Annotated in this window: 15 protein-coding genes and 1 pseudogene; 4 read left to right on the top strand and 12 right to left on the bottom strand. The window is 64.8% G+C overall.

Annotation, left to right across the window (positions count from 1 at the left end):
• Positions 1-5: 5 nt before the first annotated feature.
• The 7 genes and pseudogenes from DM872_RS16105 to DM872_RS16080 form a co-directional block, all read right to left on the bottom strand.
• Entirely contained in the window at positions 6-1157 is a 1152-nt protein-coding gene (locus DM872_RS16105) for an efflux RND transporter periplasmic adaptor subunit (protein ID WP_179060422.1), read from the bottom strand.
• A gap of 241 nt (positions 1158-1398) precedes the next feature.
• The gene (locus tag DM872_RS30945; RefSeq protein ID WP_373273723.1) at positions 1399-2103 is read right to left on the bottom strand and encodes a methyl-accepting chemotaxis protein; all 705 of its coding nucleotides are present in this window, start codon (positions 2101-2103) and stop codon (positions 1399-1401) included.
• A 228-nt stretch (positions 2104-2331) separates the two neighbouring features.
• Positions 2332-2442: pseudogene (locus tag DM872_RS30940) on the bottom strand (hypothetical protein); the annotation flags it as partial.
• An 872-nt stretch (positions 2443-3314) separates the two neighbouring features.
• Complete coding sequence (locus tag DM872_RS16095) at positions 3315-4409, bottom strand: DUF1513 domain-containing protein (protein ID WP_179060420.1); 1095 nt, start codon at positions 4407-4409, stop codon at positions 3315-3317.
• Between the two features lies 1 nt (position 4410).
• A complete protein-coding gene (locus DM872_RS16090; RefSeq protein WP_179060419.1) occupies positions 4411-5475 on the bottom strand; it encodes an imelysin family protein in 1065 nt (354 codons plus the stop codon).
• A gap of 10 nt (positions 5476-5485) precedes the next feature.
• On the bottom strand, positions 5486-6913 hold the full coding sequence (locus tag DM872_RS16085; protein ID WP_179060418.1) for a di-heme oxidoreductase family protein: 1428 nt from the start codon (positions 6911-6913) through the stop codon (positions 5486-5488).
• Between the two features lie 289 nt (positions 6914-7202).
• On the bottom strand, positions 7203-8537 hold the full coding sequence (locus DM872_RS16080; protein WP_179060417.1) for an imelysin family protein: 1335 nt from the start codon (positions 8535-8537) through the stop codon (positions 7203-7205).
• 202 nt (positions 8538-8739) lie between these two features.
• Between DM872_RS16080 and DM872_RS16075 the strand changes: the two genes are divergently transcribed.
• Together DM872_RS16075 and DM872_RS16070 are read left to right on the top strand one after the other, a co-directional pair.
• Positions 8740-9312 (top strand): LemA family protein, encoded by a 573-nt coding sequence (locus tag DM872_RS16075; protein WP_077526676.1) that lies wholly within the window; start codon positions 8740-8742, stop codon positions 9310-9312.
• A gap of 1 nt (position 9313) precedes the next feature.
• Positions 9314-10219 carry a GIDE domain-containing protein gene (locus DM872_RS16070; RefSeq protein ID WP_179060416.1) on the top strand — a complete coding sequence of 302 codons (906 nt, stop codon included), beginning with the start codon at positions 9314-9316 and terminating at the stop codon, positions 10217-10219.
• A gap of 197 nt (positions 10220-10416) precedes the next feature.
• On the opposite strand, the gene DM872_RS16065 is transcribed toward DM872_RS16070, so the two are convergent.
• The 4 genes from DM872_RS16065 to DM872_RS16050 form a co-directional block, all read right to left on the bottom strand.
• Positions 10417-12483: a putative bifunctional diguanylate cyclase/phosphodiesterase gene (locus tag DM872_RS16065; RefSeq protein ID WP_179060415.1), complete on the bottom strand. Its 2067-nt coding sequence runs from the start codon at positions 12481-12483 to the stop codon at positions 10417-10419.
• A 287-nt stretch (positions 12484-12770) separates the two neighbouring features.
• Positions 12771-13352 (bottom strand): superoxide dismutase [Fe], encoded by a 582-nt coding sequence (gene sodB, locus DM872_RS16060; RefSeq protein ID WP_077526681.1) that lies wholly within the window; start codon positions 13350-13352, stop codon positions 12771-12773.
• 210 nt (positions 13353-13562) lie between these two features.
• On the bottom strand, positions 13563-14165 hold the full coding sequence (locus DM872_RS16055; protein ID WP_179060414.1) for a LysE/ArgO family amino acid transporter: 603 nt from the start codon (positions 14163-14165) through the stop codon (positions 13563-13565).
• Positions 14166-14170: 5 nt separating this feature from the next.
• On the bottom strand, positions 14171-14578 hold the full coding sequence (locus DM872_RS16050) for an ACT domain-containing protein (protein ID WP_179060413.1): 408 nt from the start codon (positions 14576-14578) through the stop codon (positions 14171-14173).
• 100 nt (positions 14579-14678) lie between these two features.
• Between DM872_RS16050 and DM872_RS16045 the strand changes: the two genes are divergently transcribed.
• Positions 14679-15575 (top strand): LysR family transcriptional regulator ArgP, encoded by an 897-nt coding sequence (locus DM872_RS16045; RefSeq protein WP_179060412.1) that lies wholly within the window; start codon positions 14679-14681, stop codon positions 15573-15575.
• A 126-nt stretch (positions 15576-15701) separates the two neighbouring features.
• Entirely contained in the window at positions 15702-16691 is a 990-nt protein-coding gene (locus DM872_RS16040; protein WP_179060411.1) for an NAD-dependent epimerase/dehydratase family protein, read from the top strand.
• Here DM872_RS16040 and DM872_RS16035 read toward each other — a convergent pair.
• Positions 16688-16951, bottom strand: a complete 264-nt coding sequence (locus DM872_RS16035) for a hypothetical protein (RefSeq protein ID WP_077526805.1) — start codon at positions 16949-16951, stop codon at positions 16688-16690. The two genes, DM872_RS16040 and DM872_RS16035, sit on opposite strands and share 4 nt — an antisense overlap.
• Between the last annotated feature and the right edge of the window lie 113 nt (positions 16952-17064).

The raw sequence follows: 17064 nt of genomic DNA, 5'->3' as shown, positions 1-17064 counted from the left end.
GTCGCTTATTGGGCGCGGGCTTGAGTGTCCGGTTTGCTGGACAGGGTCTGGTCGGGCGCGATGGCGACGTGGGAGCCGTTATCCAGCTTGAGCTGGCCGGAAGTCACCACCTGTTCGCCCGCCTGGAGGCCCTTGAGGACTACGACCTTGCCATCGCGGCGCTCGCCGGTTTCGACGAAGCGGCGTTCCACCACCAGCTGAGTCTCACCGTCCGGGCCTTTCTCGGGCTGGCCTTCGGCGTTCTTCTTCTCGTCGATCACATACACCGAGTTGCCGTAGAGGGTGTAGGTGATGGCGCTTTCCGAAACCACCACGCGCTCCTGGTCGCCCGGCAGCAGCACTTCGAGGTTGGCGAACATGCCCGGCAGCAGCTTGCCATCGGGGTTCGGCAGCATGGCGCGGACCTGCAGGTTACGGGTGGCTTCTTCGACCTTGGGGTTGAGCGCGGCGATGTCGCCGTCGAAGGATTCGCCTGGGAACGCGGCAACGCTGATGCGCACCTTCTGGCCAACCTTCAGCAGCGGAGCGGATTGCTCTGGCAGGAAGAAGTCGACGAACAAAGTATTCAGGTCCTGCAGGGTGGCGATGATGGTGCCCGAGGAGAGGAAATCACCGACGTCCACCTGGCGGATGCCGATGGTGCCGGCGAAGGGCGCGACGATGCGTTTCTTGTCCATCAGGGCCTTGAGCTGGGCAACCTTGCCAGTGGCGGCCTGGAGCTCCGAGGACAGGCGGTCGAACTCGCTCTTGGAGATGTTCTGCCGGCTGACCAGGCTGCGGCCACGCTCAAACTCGACGCGGGCCAGGGACAGTTCGGCTTCGGCGGTGGCCAGGCTGGCGCGTTCGACGTCGCTGTCCATCTGAATCAGCGGTTGGCCCAGCTTGATCTTCTCGCCGGAAAGGAAGAGCACGTCCTGGACAGTGCCGCTGGCTTCCACGGTGAGGTCGACGCCCTGGAAGGCTTTCAGCGAACCGATGGCGGGCAGGCGGCTTTGCCAGGGCTGCTCGACGGCCTTCTCGGCGGAGACGCTGATGGGAGGCTGAGGCGCAGAAAACTGCTGGATCTGCTGGTAGATCGAGAAGCCTTTATAGGCAGCAAGGGCGACCACCACGAGGGCAACGACGCCCAGCATGATGAGCATGCGGCGGAGCAACATATTCCGGTTCCTTGGCAGGGAAGAGTGGCCTGGGAATAGGCGAGGGAAGCACCTTAGTACCAGAGTTAGACCAAGTCAAAGACAAGAAATTGCAGAACGTTGCGTTTCGGTATTTTGCGGTTTATGCGCTGCGGAGATCGCTGAAGATCGAGTCAGATCGGTGAATTTGTTCGGGCAGGAATCCGACCTTTCTGATCGAGGGGACAAGAGGCGGCGGCACTTCCCTGTGCCTGCCGTCAGGTCAGGCGTGGAGACGCGCCGTGAGTTGGGTGAGGTCGCCGGAAAGAGCGTGTAGGTGCTGGCTGGCGCCCTGGGTGCGTTGCACGTTCTCGTCGTTGGTGGTGGCGATGGCGGTGATCTCGGTGAGGTTGCGCGAGATGTCCTCGGCCACCGAAGTCTGTTCTTCCGCCGCGGTGGCGATCTGACGGTTCATGTCGCGGATGGCTTCGACCGCATCGGTGATGCGTTGCAGCATGGCGCCGGCCTCGGTGACCTGGGCGACGCTCTCCTCGCTGCGGTTCTGGCCGTTCTCGATGGCGCGGACCGCGTTGAGGGCGCCAGTCTGCACCGTGTCGATGATCTGGTGGATTTCGGCGGTGGACTCGGCAGTTCGCTGCGCCAGGGTGCGTACCTCATCCGCCACCACCGCGAAGCCACGACCCTGGTCACCCGCGCGGGCGGCTTCGATGGCGGCGTTCAGGGCCAGCAGGTTGGTCTGTTCGGCGATGCCGCGGATCACTTCCAGCACCTTGCCGATGCGGCCGCTGTCGCTTTCCAGGCGACGGATCACGTCGGCGGTGTTGGCGATTTCGCTGCGCATGCCGGTGATGCTGTGAATAGTCGCCTGCATCACCGCGCCGCCCTGCTGTGCCGAGTGGTCGGCCTGGTCGGCCGCACCGGCGGCTTCGGCGGCATGGCGCGCGACTTCCTGGGCCGTGGCGGACATCTCGTGCATGGCCGTGGCCACCTGGTCGGTGCGGGAGAACTGCTCACGGGTGCCTTCGGCCATCAGGCTGGCGATGGCGCTGAGTTCGCCGCTGGCGTTGTCCAGTTGGGTGGTGCTCTGCTTGAGGCGATTGAAGGTATCGGCGAGGAAGTCGCGCAGGGTGTTGGCGGCCACGGCCAGGCGACCCAGTTCGTCCTCGCGGCTGGCATCCACGCGTTGGCCGAAGTTGCCCTGGCTGAGCTGGGCGATGTGTTCGATCAGCGTGCTGATGGGGGCGATCAGGTTGCGGTTGAGCAGCCAGATGCTGAACAGGCCGATACCGATGCTCGACAGCAGCATGACCGCCAGGCCGATGCTCACGGTGCTGTCGGCGCTGGCGCTGATGGCGTCGGATTGCTGGCTGCCACGGGCATGCAGCTCGGCCACCAGGGCGCTCATCTGCTCGCTGGCTGCGCGGTCGATGCCCTTGACCGCAGTGTCGCCGGCTACCGGGTCAGCGCCCGCCGCGATGAAGGCGTCACGGCCTTTGCGGTAGGCGATGCCGAGGTTGCGGTGCTCGTTGCGCAGGCTCTCCACCTTCGCCCGCAGTGCACCGTCGTCGAGGTCGCGGGTCTTGTCCAGCAGCTTGCCGAGCACCGCCTGGACCTTGGCTTCCTGGCCTTCGAACTGGCTCCAGTATTTGTTCAGGTTCTCCGGGTCCTTGCCGCGCAGGAGTACGTTCTTCCATTCCTGGACCTGCACCTTGAACTCGAGGTTGGCCTCATCCACCAGGCTTGAAGCTTCCAGCGTGCCGTCCACCAGGCCGCGATAGGACTGGATGCCGCCGGAGAGGAAGTGGAAACAGGCCAGGGCGATCAGCAGGAGCAGCAGCAGGCTGCCGCCGAGCAGGGTGAGGATCTGGCCGCGCAGGGAGCGTCGCAGAGACATGGTGTTGCGCCTCTTGGAAAAGGAAAGGAGATGTGGGCTCTCTACCAGACGAATGTTGCAGTTGTGCGATCGCCGAAAAGGCGTGTTGGGGCGTGTCGGGCAGGCATTCACTTAGTCGGCACGGCGAGGTGCCGCTGAAGGGCAGGGGCAGGGAATTTGTGGGGTACGAAAGTGCCAGGAGGCCAGGAGCGGCGGGGCTTTGAAGTGGGGACTCTGTAGGAGCGAGCTTGCTCGCGAAGAATGTGCTCGGACTGTTCGCGAGCAAGCTCGCTCCTACAAGTGCATCAGGCCAGGTGCAGGTGGTTATCCCAGAAACTCGCCGGCAATTGCAGCGGCGTGGCGATGATCTGTTCGCTACGGCAGTCGTAGACGCGGCAGCGGCCCTGGCCGGAGGTGACGACGAAGCCGTCCTTCACCGCGCCGACGCCGGCGCAATCCGGCAGCGGTGCGTCGAGGCGTACGGCGCCGCTGTCCAGGTCCCAGATGAAGAAACGGTTGCCTCGTGGTGCAGTGAGGGCGACCAGGCGCAGCTCATCGTGGATGGCGACGCTGGCGGTGTACTGGACCATCGCCAGGCGCTGTTCGTCCTCCAGAGGGAAGGGCTGGAACGGTTGGCCGGGACGCTTGATGGCGACCAGGTCGGCCCGATCGGTGGCATCGCCCATGTACTGCTGGCCGGCGACGACGGTGCCATCGGCGCCGATGGCCAGGTGACGGACGCTGTTCATCTGCTGCGGTAGGGTTTCCTTCGACAGCAGGCTGCCGTCGCGGCGCATCAGCACCAGGCTTGGCTCCATGGCGTCGAGGTTCATCTCCACGCGGCTTTCGGCCTCGGTGCGGATACCGCCATTGGCCACAACCAGGGTTTCGCCATCAGGCATCCAGGACACTTGGTGCGGGCCGAGTCCGTGGGTGGAAAGCTCATCCTCGTGGATCAATTGCCCGGACTGATAGCGATAGCGGCCGAGCATGCCCCGGCCCGGATCGGTGGTGTCGTTTTCGGTGGCGTAGAGCCATTCGCCGTCGCGATGCCAGACGCCATGACCGTAGAAGTGGCGGTCCTTTTGCGAAGTCAGCGTCTGCAGCAGGCGGCCGTCGCGCAGATCCACCAGGTAGCTTTCGGTGCCAGGGCGACGGGCTACGAAAAGCGCCACCGGTTCGCTGGGATGCTCGACGATGTCGTGGCAGCGCTGGCCGACGCGGGTGGCGAAAACCTGAGTGCCGTCCAGGCGGTAGCCCACGGCGTAATGCTGGCCGTCGGCGTCGTCGCGGGCGGAGAGCAGCAGGGGCGATTCGCCCTTGCGGCTCAGGGTCCAGCCGCCCAGGCCAACGGCACCGAGCAACAGGCTGGCAAGGGTGAGGACCTGGCGCCGGAGCATCTCAGTCACCGTCGTTGGCGTTGAAGCCGAGCTGCACATTCAGGGCCTTGGCCAGTTCGCCGGAGTGCAGGCGCTGAACGCGGTCGAGGCTGTCGTAGAAGTCATTGAGCTGCTTGAGACCGTCTTCGCTGGCCAGCAGTTCGCTGAGTGGCTGCTTGATGGCGCTCAGCTTGCCGCGAGCTTCGCTGTAGCTGGCGTCGATCTTCTCGGCCAGGGCTTTCTGGTCATCGCCCAGCAGGCTGCGGATGCCGTGCTTGTCCTTGCCCAGCCACAGGGCCTCGGCGCTGGACAGGCTGGCGCTCAGGCTTTCCAGGGAAGAATCGCTGCGCCAGCCGTCAGCCTGCATCGGCTGCGGGAGGCTCTTGGTCTGGCGGCCCATGGGGGTGCCGAGTTTCTTCTTCAGGGTATCCAGGGCGGTGACCTGGACGCGCAGCAGCTCGGAGATGGCTTCGTGGGAGTCTGCGTAGCGCTGGTTGGGGAACTTGCTCAGTTGGTCGAGCATGCCGTCCTTGCTGTTCCAGCGGGTGAGGATTTCCTCGGCCAGGGACTTCTGGCGCTCACCGATGGCCTGCAGCAACGGGCAGTAGCGTGCCTTCTGGGCGCTGTCGGCCATGTCCAGGTTGCTGTCGAAGAGGATGTATTCGTAGGCGGACAGGCCCTGGACGACCACGCTGGCCTTGGCCAGGGAGGTGGCGTCGACATTGGGCTGGGCCTTGACCAGTTGCTCCACCTGGCGACCGACCAGGTTCTTCTTGTCCGGCCAGAATTGCACCTGCCAGGCGCGGTTGCCTTCGGCCAGCGGGCCGACCATCAGCGGCTGCAGTTCGGCCCAGGCCTTCTGCGCTGCGAGGAAGTCGGCGCGGGCCTTGGCCAGGTCTTCCTTGCCGGAGCAGAAGGCCAGAGCGCTGACAGCGAGCTGGCGGTCCGCTTCGACCCAACGGCTGTAGGTCGGCAGGATCACGTCCTTGGCCAGGGCAGAGGCGGTCTGCGCTTGCGGGTCCTGCGGGGCGCAGGCACCCAGGGCCAGGGCGGCGAGGCTGGTGAACAGCAGTTTGGGACGGAACATGCAGGGCTCCTTATAGGGAATTCAGGAAGGCCAGCAGCGCGGCACGCTGCTCGGCGTCGTATTTGAGGACCTTCTGCTTCGCCGCTTCCGCTTCGCCGCCGTGCCAGAGAACGGCCTCCAGCAGGTTGCGTGCGCGGCCGTCGTGCAGGAACTGGGTATGGCCGCTCACGGTTTCGGTCAGCCCGATGCCCCAGAGCGGCGGGGTGCGCCAGTCGCTGCCGGTGGCCTGGAACTCGGCGCGGCCGTCGGCCAGGCCATCGCCCATGTCGTGGAGCAGCAGGTCGCTGTAAGGGCGGATCACCTGGTTGGCCAGCTCGGGTTCGGCGGCATCGGCCGCAGTGGTGAAATTCGGGGTATGACAGGACTGGCAACCGGCCTGGTGGAACAGGCCCTTGCCTTCCAGCACCTGCGCGCTGTCCACGTCGCGGCGGGCCGGTACGGCCAGGTTGCGGGTGTAGAACAGTACGAGGGACAGGATGTTGTCGCTGACTTCCGGCTCGCCACCACTCACTGCAGCCTTGCAGGCGGTCTGTGTCGCCGTGCAGTCGTCCTTCGGCAGCGAAGTGGTGGTCAGGCCCATATCACCCGAGAAGGCGTGAAAATTCTGTTGATTCAGGTTCGGCTGCCCGGCCTTCCAGCCGAAGCGACCGATCACCGTCTTGCCGGCGACGTCGTCCCAAACCTGGTTGGCACGGCCGCGGATGCCATCGCCGTTGGCGTCATCAGGGTCCGCATGGGCGAGGATCGCCGCTTCCGGAATCGCCTCCAGCAGGCCCAGGCCGATCATGGGCGGGGCGATGCGCGCGGAGAACAGCGTGTCGGGATGCATCGCGCCATAGCCGAGCTGGGAGATTTCCAGGCGGGGCTTGCGCAACTCCACTGTCGTGCCGTCGGCGAAGGTCACAGGCAGGGGATCGTAGCTGACGCGGACCTTGCCCTCGGGCTCGACACCGGGAATCGACACGTCCTGCAACTGGCCACCGTAGACCGGTTCCGGCACTACGCCCAGGCGCTCGAGCTGCCGTGCGTGTTCGGCCGACTTGTCAGCTGGAATCGACAGGCGTACCAGCATTGACACGGCGTTGTTGGCGCCGGTGGCTGGCGGGTGGCCGCGGCCGTCCTTCACGTGGCAGTTCTGGCAGGCATTGGTATTGAACAGGGGGCCGAGGCCGTCGCGCGCCGTGGTCGTGGCGGGGGCGATCACCCAGGGATTGCGGAAAAAGCTGTTGCCTACGCTGAAGTCCAGCCTGCGCGAAGGCATCAGATTGGCCGAAGGCATGGAAAAGGCATTGTGGTCGAACTGGCGGACCGTCGCTGCGCCGCCGGACAGGTGCTCGCCGGGCTCGGCCTGGGTGAACCTCGGCGCGTCGTCACAAGCACTGAGGCCAAGGGCCAGCAGCAGGGGCGACAGGCGGCGAAAGGCCGGTGGAGCGAGCATTGGCGGGGTCCGGTCGGCAATAAACAGGCCGGCAAGCTTATCAGGACTGGGGGCTCTGAATAAGAGGGATTTGCGTTTGGCTTACATTCTGAAGCCAAAGCCTATGGGAGGTTATTGTGGGGGCGAATTCATTCGCTAAGGGGCGCGGAGCGGCCCCAAGACGACGTCAGGGCAGGCCTGCGGCCTGCATAGCGAATGAATTCGCCCCCACAGGAAAAGCAGCCCACCAGACGGAAACAAAAAAGCGGATGCGGCACTGGGCCGCATCCGCTTCTGGTTACCGCTGCGATCAGAACTGGTGATCGGCGTTGTCCGGCTTCAGGTCGGTGATGCCGAGTTTGCCAGCGGCATCCTCGATGGCACCGGTCTGCTTGACCAGGGAGGCGATGGCGTCACGAACCAGTTGCTGGCCGGCGGTGTTGTCGGCGGCGATCAGCTGGTCGAAGTGCACGCCCTTGTTGGCGCTGTCCACCAGGGCTTGCAGCTTGCCTTCGGTGGCTTCCAGGTCGGCCTTCAGGGTGGTGTCGGTCTGGGCGTCAGCCTTGGCCACCAGGGAGGACAGGCTCGGACCGGTCAGGGTGGTGCCGTCGACCTTTTTGTACTCGCCCAGGTAGACGTTGCGGATGCCCTTGCCGTTGTAGAAGTGCGAGTTGTGGGTGTTGTCGCTGAAGCAGTCGTGCTCGTCTTCGGTGGAGTTGGCTTCCAGGGCGACCTTCATGCGCTCGCCAGCCAGTTCGCCGAGGGACAGGCTGCCCATGCCGAACAGCATCTTGCGCAGGCCGGCTTCGGCCGGTTCGGCTTCCAGCTTGGCGCGGTAGTTGTCGGCTACGCCCGACTTCCACTGGCCAACCATGAACTCGAGGTCGGAAACCAGCAGGTCGGTCGCGGCCTTCAGGTACTGGCGGCGACGCTCGTTGTGGCCGCCGGTGGCGCCTTCGCCGACCACGTAGTCGGTGGCGGGACGGTTGCCGGCACCCGGGCCGCTGCCGTTCAGGTCCTGGCCCCAGAGGAGGAACTCGATGGCGTGGTAGCCAGTGGCGACGTTGGCTTCGGAACCGCCCAGCTCGTTCAGGCTGGCCAGCTTCTCACCGGTGATTTCGGTGACGTCGAGCTTCTCTTCGCCGACCTGGATGGTGGTGTTGGCGATGATGTTGGCGGTGGCGCCGGGGTTGCCCAGGGCGTGCTGGTAGTCGCCAGCGACGTAGTCGATCAGGCCTTCATCCAGCGGCCAGGCGTTCAGCTGGCCTTCCCAGTCGTCGACCACCGGGTTGCCGAAGCGGAACACTTCGGTCTGCATGTACGGGACGCGAGCGGCCAGCCAGGCTTCACGGGCTGCCTTCAGGGTGTCGGCGTCAGGCTTGGCGAGGAAGGCGTCAACGGCCTTCTGCAGGTTCACGCCAGTGGCGTGCGCGTCGGTGAAGACGGCGAGGGCGAGGTCGGCATAGTGAGCAACGACTTTCTTGGCCTCGGCCTCGTCGACCTTGGCGGTTGCAGCCGGGGCGGCGGCAGTGGTGGCCGGTGCGGTGGCTTGCGGTGCTGCAGCTTCTTTCTTGTCGTCACCGCAACCGGCGAGGGCAATGGCGACGGCGAGCAGGCTGGCGGCAGCCAGGGGCTTACGAATCATGGGCGAGGTCCTTTGCTTCTGGGTGATGGCAATGTGAAGTTGCGCAAATGAAAACCGCAACATAATGCGAAAGATTTTCATTTTTGGAAAGGCTGTTCTCGGGCGTTTTGCAACAGCTGAGTACGAGGTCTCCGCATCCTTGGCCAAACGCCATTAGAATCGCCGCAGCCCCCTTGACCCGCAGCCTGAAGGAGAAGCCTGCATGAGTCTGACCAGCGTCGCCCTGATCGTGGTTCTGCTACTTGTCGCCGCCTATGCGGTGATCCTCTACAACGCGCTGGTGCGGCTCAAGCACGGTGTCGGCAAGGCCTGGTCGAACATCGAGGTGCTCCTCAAGCAACGGCATGACGAACTGCCCAAGCTGGTGGAAACCTGCAAGCAGTACATGCAGCACGAGCGCACCACCCTGGAGCGCGTGATCGCGGCGCGCAACGCCGTGGCCAGCGCCCGCGAGAAGGGTGATATCGGTGCCCTCGGCCAGGCCGAAAGCGGCCTGCGCGCCGGCCTCGGGCAGCTCTTCGCCCTGGCGGAGAACTATCCGCAACTCAAGGCCAACGAGAGCTTCCAGTTCCTCCAGCAGCGCATCAGCGGCCTGGAGAACGGCATCGCCGATCGCCGCGAGCTGTATAACGAGGCGGTGAACCTGAACAACGTACGCATCGAGCAATTCCCGGACGTGATCATCGCCGGCCTGTTCGGTTTCAAGGCCGCCGAGCTGCTGGAGTTCAGCGAGGCAGAGAAGGCCGACGTCGACCTCAAGAGCCTGTTCAGCTGATATGGCAGTGGACGTAGCCGGGCTGGCGATCAGTCTGGGATTCAGCCTGGGCGCCTTTGCCGGCGGCGGCTGGTGGTGCCTGCGCCGCCTGGCGCAGGCGCGGTTGCTGCTGGACACCCCGACCTCGAAGATCCGCTCCGCGGCCCAGGGCTACGTAGAGCTTTACGGCGTCCTTCATCCCAACGGCGACGGCCAATTGGTGGCGCCGCTGACGGGCAAGCCCTGCCTCTGGTGGCGCTACCGCATCGAGGAGTACAGCGAGAGCGGCAAGAGCAAGAGCTGGCGCGTGGTGGACAGTGGAGTCAGCGATGCCTGGCTGCGCCTGTCCGACTCCACGGGCGAATGCCTGATCGATCCTCGCGGTGCTGAAGTCCGCCCGTCCACCCGTGAGGTCTGGAAAGGCCATCAGCGTCATCCTCGCGGCGCACTGGTTTCCGGCGGCTTGAGTGGCTGGCTATCTGGCGGCGAGTACCGCTACACCGAGGAACGTCTGCATGCCGACCAGCCGCTATATGCCATCGGCGATTTCCGTACCAGTGGCGGTGGTCGTCAAGGACTCGACCTGACGACGGCCCAGGGCACCGTGATCCGCGAGTGGAAGGGCGATTTTGCCGGCCTGCTGCAACGCTTCGACAGTAACGGCGATGGCCAGTTGGACGAGGCGGAATGGGGGCGCGTGCGCCTGGCTGCCAAGCTCGAAGCCGAAGACCGCCATCGCCACACCAGCGCGGCGCCTGCCGTGAACCAGATGCGCCGTCCAGTGGAGTCGCAACCCTTCCTGCTCTCCAGTCACGGCGAGGATGTGCTTGCCCGACAGTTCCGTTGGCAGGCCCTGTTCGGCGCGGTGCTTTGTATCGGTGGTGCGGTGGCGACCGTGTACCTGCTGAGGGTGACCGGACTCCTGTAGGGCCTCGCAGCGGCCCATTCGCGAATGAATTCGCTCCTACAGGGGCTCTTGTAGGGTGGATCACGCTTCATCGATCCACCGTTGATGTTCGGAGTGGCGAAGCGGTGGATGGGAAAAGCGTCATCCACCCTACGGGGCTGCTTCGCAGCCCTTTCGCGAATGAATTCGCTCCCACCGGTTGAGCCGGTGCAAGGCGCTCAGAGCGTCGCCGGATTGGACGCCGCGTTGGTCAGGCGCCGGGCCTGCTTGAGGTAGAGGGTGAGTTCGCGGGCGGGCAGGGGTTTGCTGTAGAGGTAGCCCTGACCTTCGTTGCAGCCCTGGGCGATGATGTAGGCCTCCTGCTCGGCAGTCTCCACACCTTCCGCGATTACCTGCATGCCGAGGTTACGCGCCAGCTGGATGATGGCGCGGACGATGGTGGCGTCGTCCTCGTCTTCCAGCACGTCCTGCACGAAGCTCTTGTCGATCTTGATCTTGTCCAGCGGCAGGCTCTTCAGGTAGCTCAGCGAGGAGTAGCCGGTCCCGAAGTCGTCGATCGCGATCAGCGCGCCGGAACGGCGCAAGCTGAGCAGGTGCTGGGCGGCGGTGGAGATGTCTTCCATCAGGCCGGTTTCGGTGACTTCCATCTCCAGGCTGCGCTGCGGCAGGCGGTAGACCTGCAGCAGGTTGTTCACCACCCGCGGCAGTTCGGCGTGGTGCAGCTGCACGGTGGAGAGGTTGATGGCCATGCGCAGTTCGCTGAAACCCTGGTCATGCCATTCGCGAAGCTGGCGGCAGGCCTGGTCCAGCACCCATTCGCCGATGGGAATGATCGAACCGTTCTGCTCGGCCAGCGGGATGAACAGGTCCGGCGGCACGAAACCGTGCTGCGGATGCTGCCAGCGCAGCAGGGCTTCGACGCCCACGACGCGATGGTCGCGGTAGTCCACCTGGGGTTGGTAGACCAGGTGCATCTCGCCACGGTTGAGGGCTTCGCGCAGATCCTTCTCGAGTTCGCGGCGGCGGCGCATCTCGCTGTCGACGCTGGCGATGTAGAACTGGTAGCGGTTGCGCGAGCGGCTCTTGGCCAGGGTCATGGTCTGCTCGGCTTTCTGCAGCAGCTTCTCAGTGCTGTCGCCATCCTCTGGGAAGAGGGTGATGCCGATGGTGGCGCGCAGGCGAACTTCCTGCTGCTCCAGGGAGAAGGCCACTTCGAGATCGTCCAGTACGCTCTGGGCCAGTTCTGCGGCTTCGTAGGGTTGCTCGATGTCGGCCTGCACCAGGGCGAACTGGTCGCCCCCGAGGCGCGCCAGGGCGCCGAGACGGCCGCTGTGGCCGCGCAGGCGGTCGGCCAGGGCGATCAGCAACTGGTCGCCGGTCTGGTAGCTGAACTGTTCGTTGACGCCCTTGAAGTCGTCCAGGCCGACGCAGAGCACGGCCACGCGGCGCTGCAGGCGGCCGGCGTCTTCGAGAATCTGGTCCAGTTGCTGTTGCAGTTGCTGGCGGTTGGGCAGGCCGGTGAGAAAGTCGTACTGGGCCATGCGCAGCAGGCTGTTCTCGGCTTCGCGGCGCAGGTGGGTGTTGCGTTCGATGGAGGCCAGCAGGTCGTTGGCGGTGTTTATCCACAGGCCCAGTTCGTTCTTCTCGTTGCCCTTGAGCATGGGCAGCTTGTGTTCGCTGGGACGGTCGGGATTGATGCTGGATAGGTGCTCGATGATCTTCGACAGCGGCTTGGTCAGCAGCCAGTGGTACACGAGGTAGAGCACCAGGCCCATGGCCAGGGCGCGGAGCACGCCGGAGATGAAGATGATGACGGAGCTGGTGACGAAGTCTTCGCCGTAGGGGGCGGTATCGAGGGTAATGCTGAGGTCGCCGTAGTACTCGCTGTAGGGGCTGCGGCCGACCAGTTGGGTGGTGAAGGTCTGTTCCTTGCCGAGGATGGGATCAGTCAGCCAGCGGGTCGACAGCTCCATCAGCGGCCGGTCCTTCTCCGCCAGCATCGGCTCGTTGGGATGGCCAATGGAGGCGTGGCGCACCGATTCGTGCTGGAACAGGCCCTCGATCACCTGCATGCCCATCTCGCGATCCAGGCTGTAGACCGCCTGGGTCGAAGGATCGCGGAACATGCCAAGGATCCGGTTGGCGTCATTGGAAACCGCCTGCCGCGTCTTGTAGACATCGAACACGATCTGCGCGCAGCTCAGCACCACACCGACTACCAGTGCGGACAGCAGCACCACGCGCAGCAGCTTGAGTGACAAGCTGTGTTTGAGATCCAGCTTCAAATGGAAATTCCTTGTTCGATGCCGCCAGGCGTCAGACGGGTGTGAGTATTGGCAAACAGGCCCTGGCCGTCAAAGGGCCAGTATGTGTATGCCACTATTCAATGCATCGATCCACTGCCGGGATCGCCGCTTTCGATTCCCCCTCTCCTTTATGTCGGTGCGAACCGGTCCGACCTTGAGGGGGTGTCCGACAATTTTTCCCTTTTACCGCAACAAGACGACGAATGACGCGCAAAAATGAAGAAACCCGGCGAATGGCCGGGTTTCTCTTACCGCTGGAGCGGGTCTTAGGCAGCGTAGTTCTTGGCTACGAAGTCCCAGTTGACCAGGTTCCAGAAGGCCTCTACGTATTTCGGACGCAGGTTGCGGTAGTCAATGTAGTAGGCGTGTTCCCAGACGTCGCAGGTCAGCAGCGGGGTGTCGCCGCTGGTCAGCGGGCAGCCGGCGCCGATGGTGCTGGCCAGGGCCAGGGAACCGTCAGCCTTTTTCACCAGCCAGCCCCAGCCGGAGCCGAAGGTGCCGATGGAAGTCTTGGAGAACTCTTCCTTGAACTTGTCGAAGGAACCGAAAGCGGCGTTGATGGCGTCAGCCAGGGCGCCGGTGGGTTGGCCACCGCCGTTCGGGCTCAGGCAGTTCCAGTAGAAGGTGTGGTTCCAGATCTGGGCTGCGTTGTTGAAGATGCCGCCGGAAGAAGTCTTGATGATCTCTTCCAGGCTCTTGCCTTCGAACTCGGTGCCCGGAACCAGGTTGTTCAGGTTTACCACGTAGGCGTTGTGGTGCTTGCCGTGGTGGAATTCCAGGGTCTCGGCGGACAGGTGCGGCTCAAGGGCGTTCTTTTCGTAAGGCAGCGGCGGCAATTCGAAAGCCATGTCTATCTCCTTCATCATCAGGTCGGGATTTTTGCGCCAGGCGCGGGGCCGTTCACGGTCGGCCGAAACAGCGGCTGCGAGTTCGTACTCTTTTTTGCCGCGAAGTCCGGATCATAGCATCGGGCATGGGGCTTAACCACGCAGCAACTGTGTGGTTTAAGCCCTGCCGCCAGGGCTCTGGCGCGGTTATCTCATCTGGACCCGACGCACTCAGATTCCGTTCACCAATTGTGCCGCCATGCCGAACATCATCACTGCCACTGTCAGGTCGAGCAGGCGCCAGGTGGTCGGACGCGCCAGCCAGGGGGCGAGCCAGGCAGCGCCCAGGGCGAGGGCGAAGAACCACACCAGCGAGGCACTGGCAGCGCCTAGGGCATAGGCGCCGGGGACGGTTTGCTGGGCGCCGAGGGAGCCGATCAGCAGGACGGTATCCAGGTAGACGTGGGGGTTGAGCAGGGTGACCGCCAGGGCCGCCAGCAACACCGCACGGCGCGAGCGCGGCCCGGTTTCGCCGGATTGGTCGAGGATGCCGGGCTTCACCGCGCGGCGCAGCGCCTGGACGCCGTACCAGAGCAGGAAGGCCACACCACCCCAGCGGGCGACGGCCAGCAGCACAGGGTTCTGCGCCAGCAGGGTGGCCAGGCCGAAGACGCCGGCGCTGACCAGCAACGCATCGCAGAGCACGCAGAGGGCGGCTACGGGCAGATGGTGTTCGCGGCGCAGGCTCTGGGCGAGGACGAAGGCGTTCTGCGCGCCGATGGCGATGATCAGGCCCGCAGCCACGAGTATTCCGTTCAGATAGCTCTGCCACATGGTGCTCACTCCGCCTGGGCGTTGGCCGCCAGGGCCCGCAGGGTAGAAACGGCGCGTTCGGCATCGGCGCTGGCGACGAACAGGTGATCGTGGAAATAGCCCGCCACCACGTTGCAGCTGATGCCGGCCTGCGCCAGGGCACCGGCGAAGGACGCGGTCAGGCCCACTGCGCTCAGGGAGGAATGCACTTCGAGGGTGATCCAGGCGGCGCTGTAGTCGTAGGCCAGCCCCAGGCGCTCGGCTTCGCTGCGTTCCAGGATCACGGTCAGTCCTTCGCGCTCGCTGAAACTGCCGAGCGGCACGCTGCCTTGCAGGCGGGCGGCGTCGTCCAGGGTGCAGAACACGTACTGGCCGGGATTGAGGTGCGGCGACATGTTGCGGATCAGGGTGGAGAGTGCGGTTTCGCCGGCCATGGGGGCTTCCTTCGCTACGACGTTGGGGATGTGGCGAGTCTGCGGCGCGAGGCTGTATAAGGAAAACGAATCTTGCTGATCTCTCATTAGGAAAACTGATTTGTTCGACTACAAGTTGCTGGCCGCCCTGGCGGCGGTGGTGGAGCAGGGTGGTTTCGAACGCGCGGCCCAGTTGCTGGGGCTGTCGCAGTCGGCCGTTTCGCAGCGGATCAAGCTGCTGGAAGCGCGGGTTGGCCAGCCGGTGCTGGTGCGCGCCACGCCTCCAGCGCCGACCGAGGTGGGCACGCGCCTGCTCAACCATGTGCAGCAGGTGCGTCTGCTGGAACGAGATCTCCAGCGCCAGGTGCCGGCGCTCGAGCAGGGCGACATGCCGGAGCGCCTGCGCATTGCGCTCAACGCCGACAGCCTGGCGACCTGGTGGGCCGCCGCCGTGGGGGATTTCTGCGCTGAGCAGCGGGTGCTGATGGAGTTGGTTATGGAGGACCAGGAAGTCGGCCTCAAGCGCATGCGTGCCGGTGAGGTGGCGGCCTGTGTCTGCGCCGCGGAACGCCCGGTGGCCGGCGCGCGCAGCCTGCCGCTCGGCGCCATGCGCTACCGCGCCCTGGCCAGCCCGGCATTCATCGAGCGGCATTTTCCCGAGGGCGTTACGCCCTGGGCATTGGCCCGCTCGCCGGCCATCGTGTTCGGCCCGGATGATTTGCTGCAGCACCGTTACCTGGCGGCGCTGGGGGTCGAAGGCGGCTTCGTCCATCACCTCTGCCCCTCATCGGAAGGCTTCGTGCGCCTCGCCGAAGGCGGCCTTGGCTGGGGGCTGGTGCCGGAGCAGCAGGTTGGGGCGCAACTGGCGCGGGGCGAGTTGCAGGAGCTGATTCCTGACCAGCCCATCGACGTACCGCTCTATTGGCACCACTGGCGCCACGGCGGTGAACTGCTGGGCCTGCTCACCGATCACCTGGCCGCAGCTGCCAGTCGCTGGCTGGTGCCTTTGCCGCGTTGACGTCCCGGCGGGAACGATGGCCGGGGATAGCGTTCAGAGTCGTTCTATTGGCTCGCGACGCCACACCTGGCAGACGCCAGGGCTGCTAGAGTCGCGGGCATCACGAGGCATGGCAGGGGACCATAGATGAAGATTCTGGTGACGGGGGCGAGTGGCTTCATCGGTGGGCGTTTCGCCCGTTTCGCGCTTGAGCAGGGGCTTGATGTGCGGGTGAACGGGCGCCGGCCGGAGGGCGTGGAACATCTGGTCAAGCGTGGCGCCGAATTCGTCCAGGGCGACCTGTCGGACACCGACCTGGCACTGCGCCTGTGCGACGACGTCGATGCAGTGGTGCATTGCGCCGGCGCAGTTGGCGTCTGGGGCAAGTACGAGCACTTCCACCAGGCCAACGTCCAGGTCACCGAGAATGTGGTCGAAGCCTGCCTGAAGCAGCGGGTGAAGCGCCTGGTGCATCTGTCCTCGCCCTCGGTCTACTTCGATGGCCGCTCCCATGTCGGCATCCGAGAAGAACAGGTGCCCAAGCGCTTTTCCGATCATTACGGCGCCACCAAGTACCTGGCCGAGCAGAAGGTATTCGCCGCCGAAGAGTTCGGCCTCGAAGTGATCGCCTTCCGCCCGCGTTTCGTTACGGGTGCCGGGGATACCAGCATCTTTCCGCGACTCATCGCCATGCAGCGCAAGGGCCGCCTGAAGATCATCGGCAACGGCCTGAACAAGGTCGACTTCACTAGCGTGCAGAACCTCAACGACGCCCTGCTCAGCGGCCTTCTGGCCGCCGGCCCGGCGCTTGGGCAGGTCTACAACATCAGCAATGGCCAGCCGGTGCCGATCTGGGACGTCATCAACTATGTGCTGCGCAAGCTGGGCGTTCCTCAGGTGACCCGGCACGTTCCCTATGGCCTGGCCTACAGCGCCGCGCTCGTGAACGAGTCGGTCTGCCGGATTCTGCCGGGGCGGCCGGAGCCATCGTTGTATCGCCTCGCCGTCGCGGTGATGGCCAAGGACTTCTCCCTGGACATCAGTCGCGCGCGGCAGAATCTGGACTACGACCCGCGGGTGAGCGTCTGGACCGCGCTCGATGAATTCTGTGCCTGGTGGGGTGCCCAGCAGCCTTAACCCCGCAGCGGGCCAGCGTACTGGGTGTACTTGCGCACCAGTTCTTCCTCGCTGAGTACCGGCGGCTTGAGGCGAATGCCGGTCAGGATGCTGAGGTGTTCGCCCAGCTCGCGGGTGGCGTCGCGCTGGGATTCGGCGCAGGCGTTGAGCATGGACAGGATGGCGTCGGGCTGGCTGAGGCGGATATCCACAGCCTGTTCGTCACGAAGCTGGCGCCGCAGGGTCTGCATGCAATCCAGCACAGCCTTGGTCAATTCCACTCCTTCTTCCCCCATGGTCGAAGTGTGCTTCTGCCCTTCATGGCGAAGCGCAGAAGCCTGGCGGAGCCGTCGGCTCCGGATGGCGATTTCCTGGCATGGCCCCGTGCCGGGGC

Origin of the sequence: Pseudomonas taiwanensis (assembly GCF_013393345.1) — a bacterium.
Lineage (GTDB): Bacteria > Pseudomonadota > Gammaproteobacteria > Pseudomonadales > Pseudomonadaceae > Metapseudomonas > Metapseudomonas resinovorans_C.
The sequence above is the reverse complement of the archived record's forward strand: the minus strand, read 5'-3'. Positions and strand labels throughout refer to the sequence as shown.

Bases quoted from the DNA above. Each gene is read 5' to 3' on its own strand.
- DM872_RS16050 (WP_179060413.1), bottom strand. From the start codon at position 14,578: ATGGCCGGCGAAACCGCACTCTCCACCCTGATCCGCAACATGTCGCCG.
- DM872_RS16040 (WP_179060411.1), top strand. From the start codon at position 15,702: ATGAAGATTCTGGTGACGGGGGCGAGTGGCTTCATCGGTGGGCGTTTC.
- DM872_RS30945 (WP_373273723.1), bottom strand. From the start codon at position 2,103: ATGTCCGCCACGGCCCAGGAAGTCGCGCGCCATGCCGCCGAAGCCGCC.
- sodB (WP_077526681.1), bottom strand. From the start codon at position 13,352: ATGGCTTTCGAATTGCCGCCGCTGCCTTACGAAAAGAACGCCCTTGAG.
- DM872_RS16055 (WP_179060414.1), bottom strand. From the start codon at position 14,165: ATGTGGCAGAGCTATCTGAACGGAATACTCGTGGCTGCGGGCCTGATC.
- DM872_RS16085 (WP_179060418.1), bottom strand. From the start codon at position 6,913: ATGCTCGCTCCACCGGCCTTTCGCCGCCTGTCGCCCCTGCTGCTGGCC.
- DM872_RS16080 (WP_179060417.1), bottom strand. From the start codon at position 8,537: ATGATTCGTAAGCCCCTGGCTGCCGCCAGCCTGCTCGCCGTCGCCATT.
- DM872_RS16095 (WP_179060420.1), bottom strand. From the start codon at position 4,409: ATGCTCCGGCGCCAGGTCCTCACCCTTGCCAGCCTGTTGCTCGGTGCC.
- DM872_RS16090 (WP_179060419.1), bottom strand. From the start codon at position 5,475: ATGTTCCGTCCCAAACTGCTGTTCACCAGCCTCGCCGCCCTGGCCCTG.
- DM872_RS16070 (WP_179060416.1), top strand. From the start codon at position 9,314: ATGGCAGTGGACGTAGCCGGGCTGGCGATCAGTCTGGGATTCAGCCTG.
- DM872_RS16105 (WP_179060422.1), bottom strand. From the start codon at position 1,157: ATGTTGCTCCGCCGCATGCTCATCATGCTGGGCGTCGTTGCCCTCGTG.
- DM872_RS16075 (WP_077526676.1), top strand. From the start codon at position 8,740: ATGAGTCTGACCAGCGTCGCCCTGATCGTGGTTCTGCTACTTGTCGCC.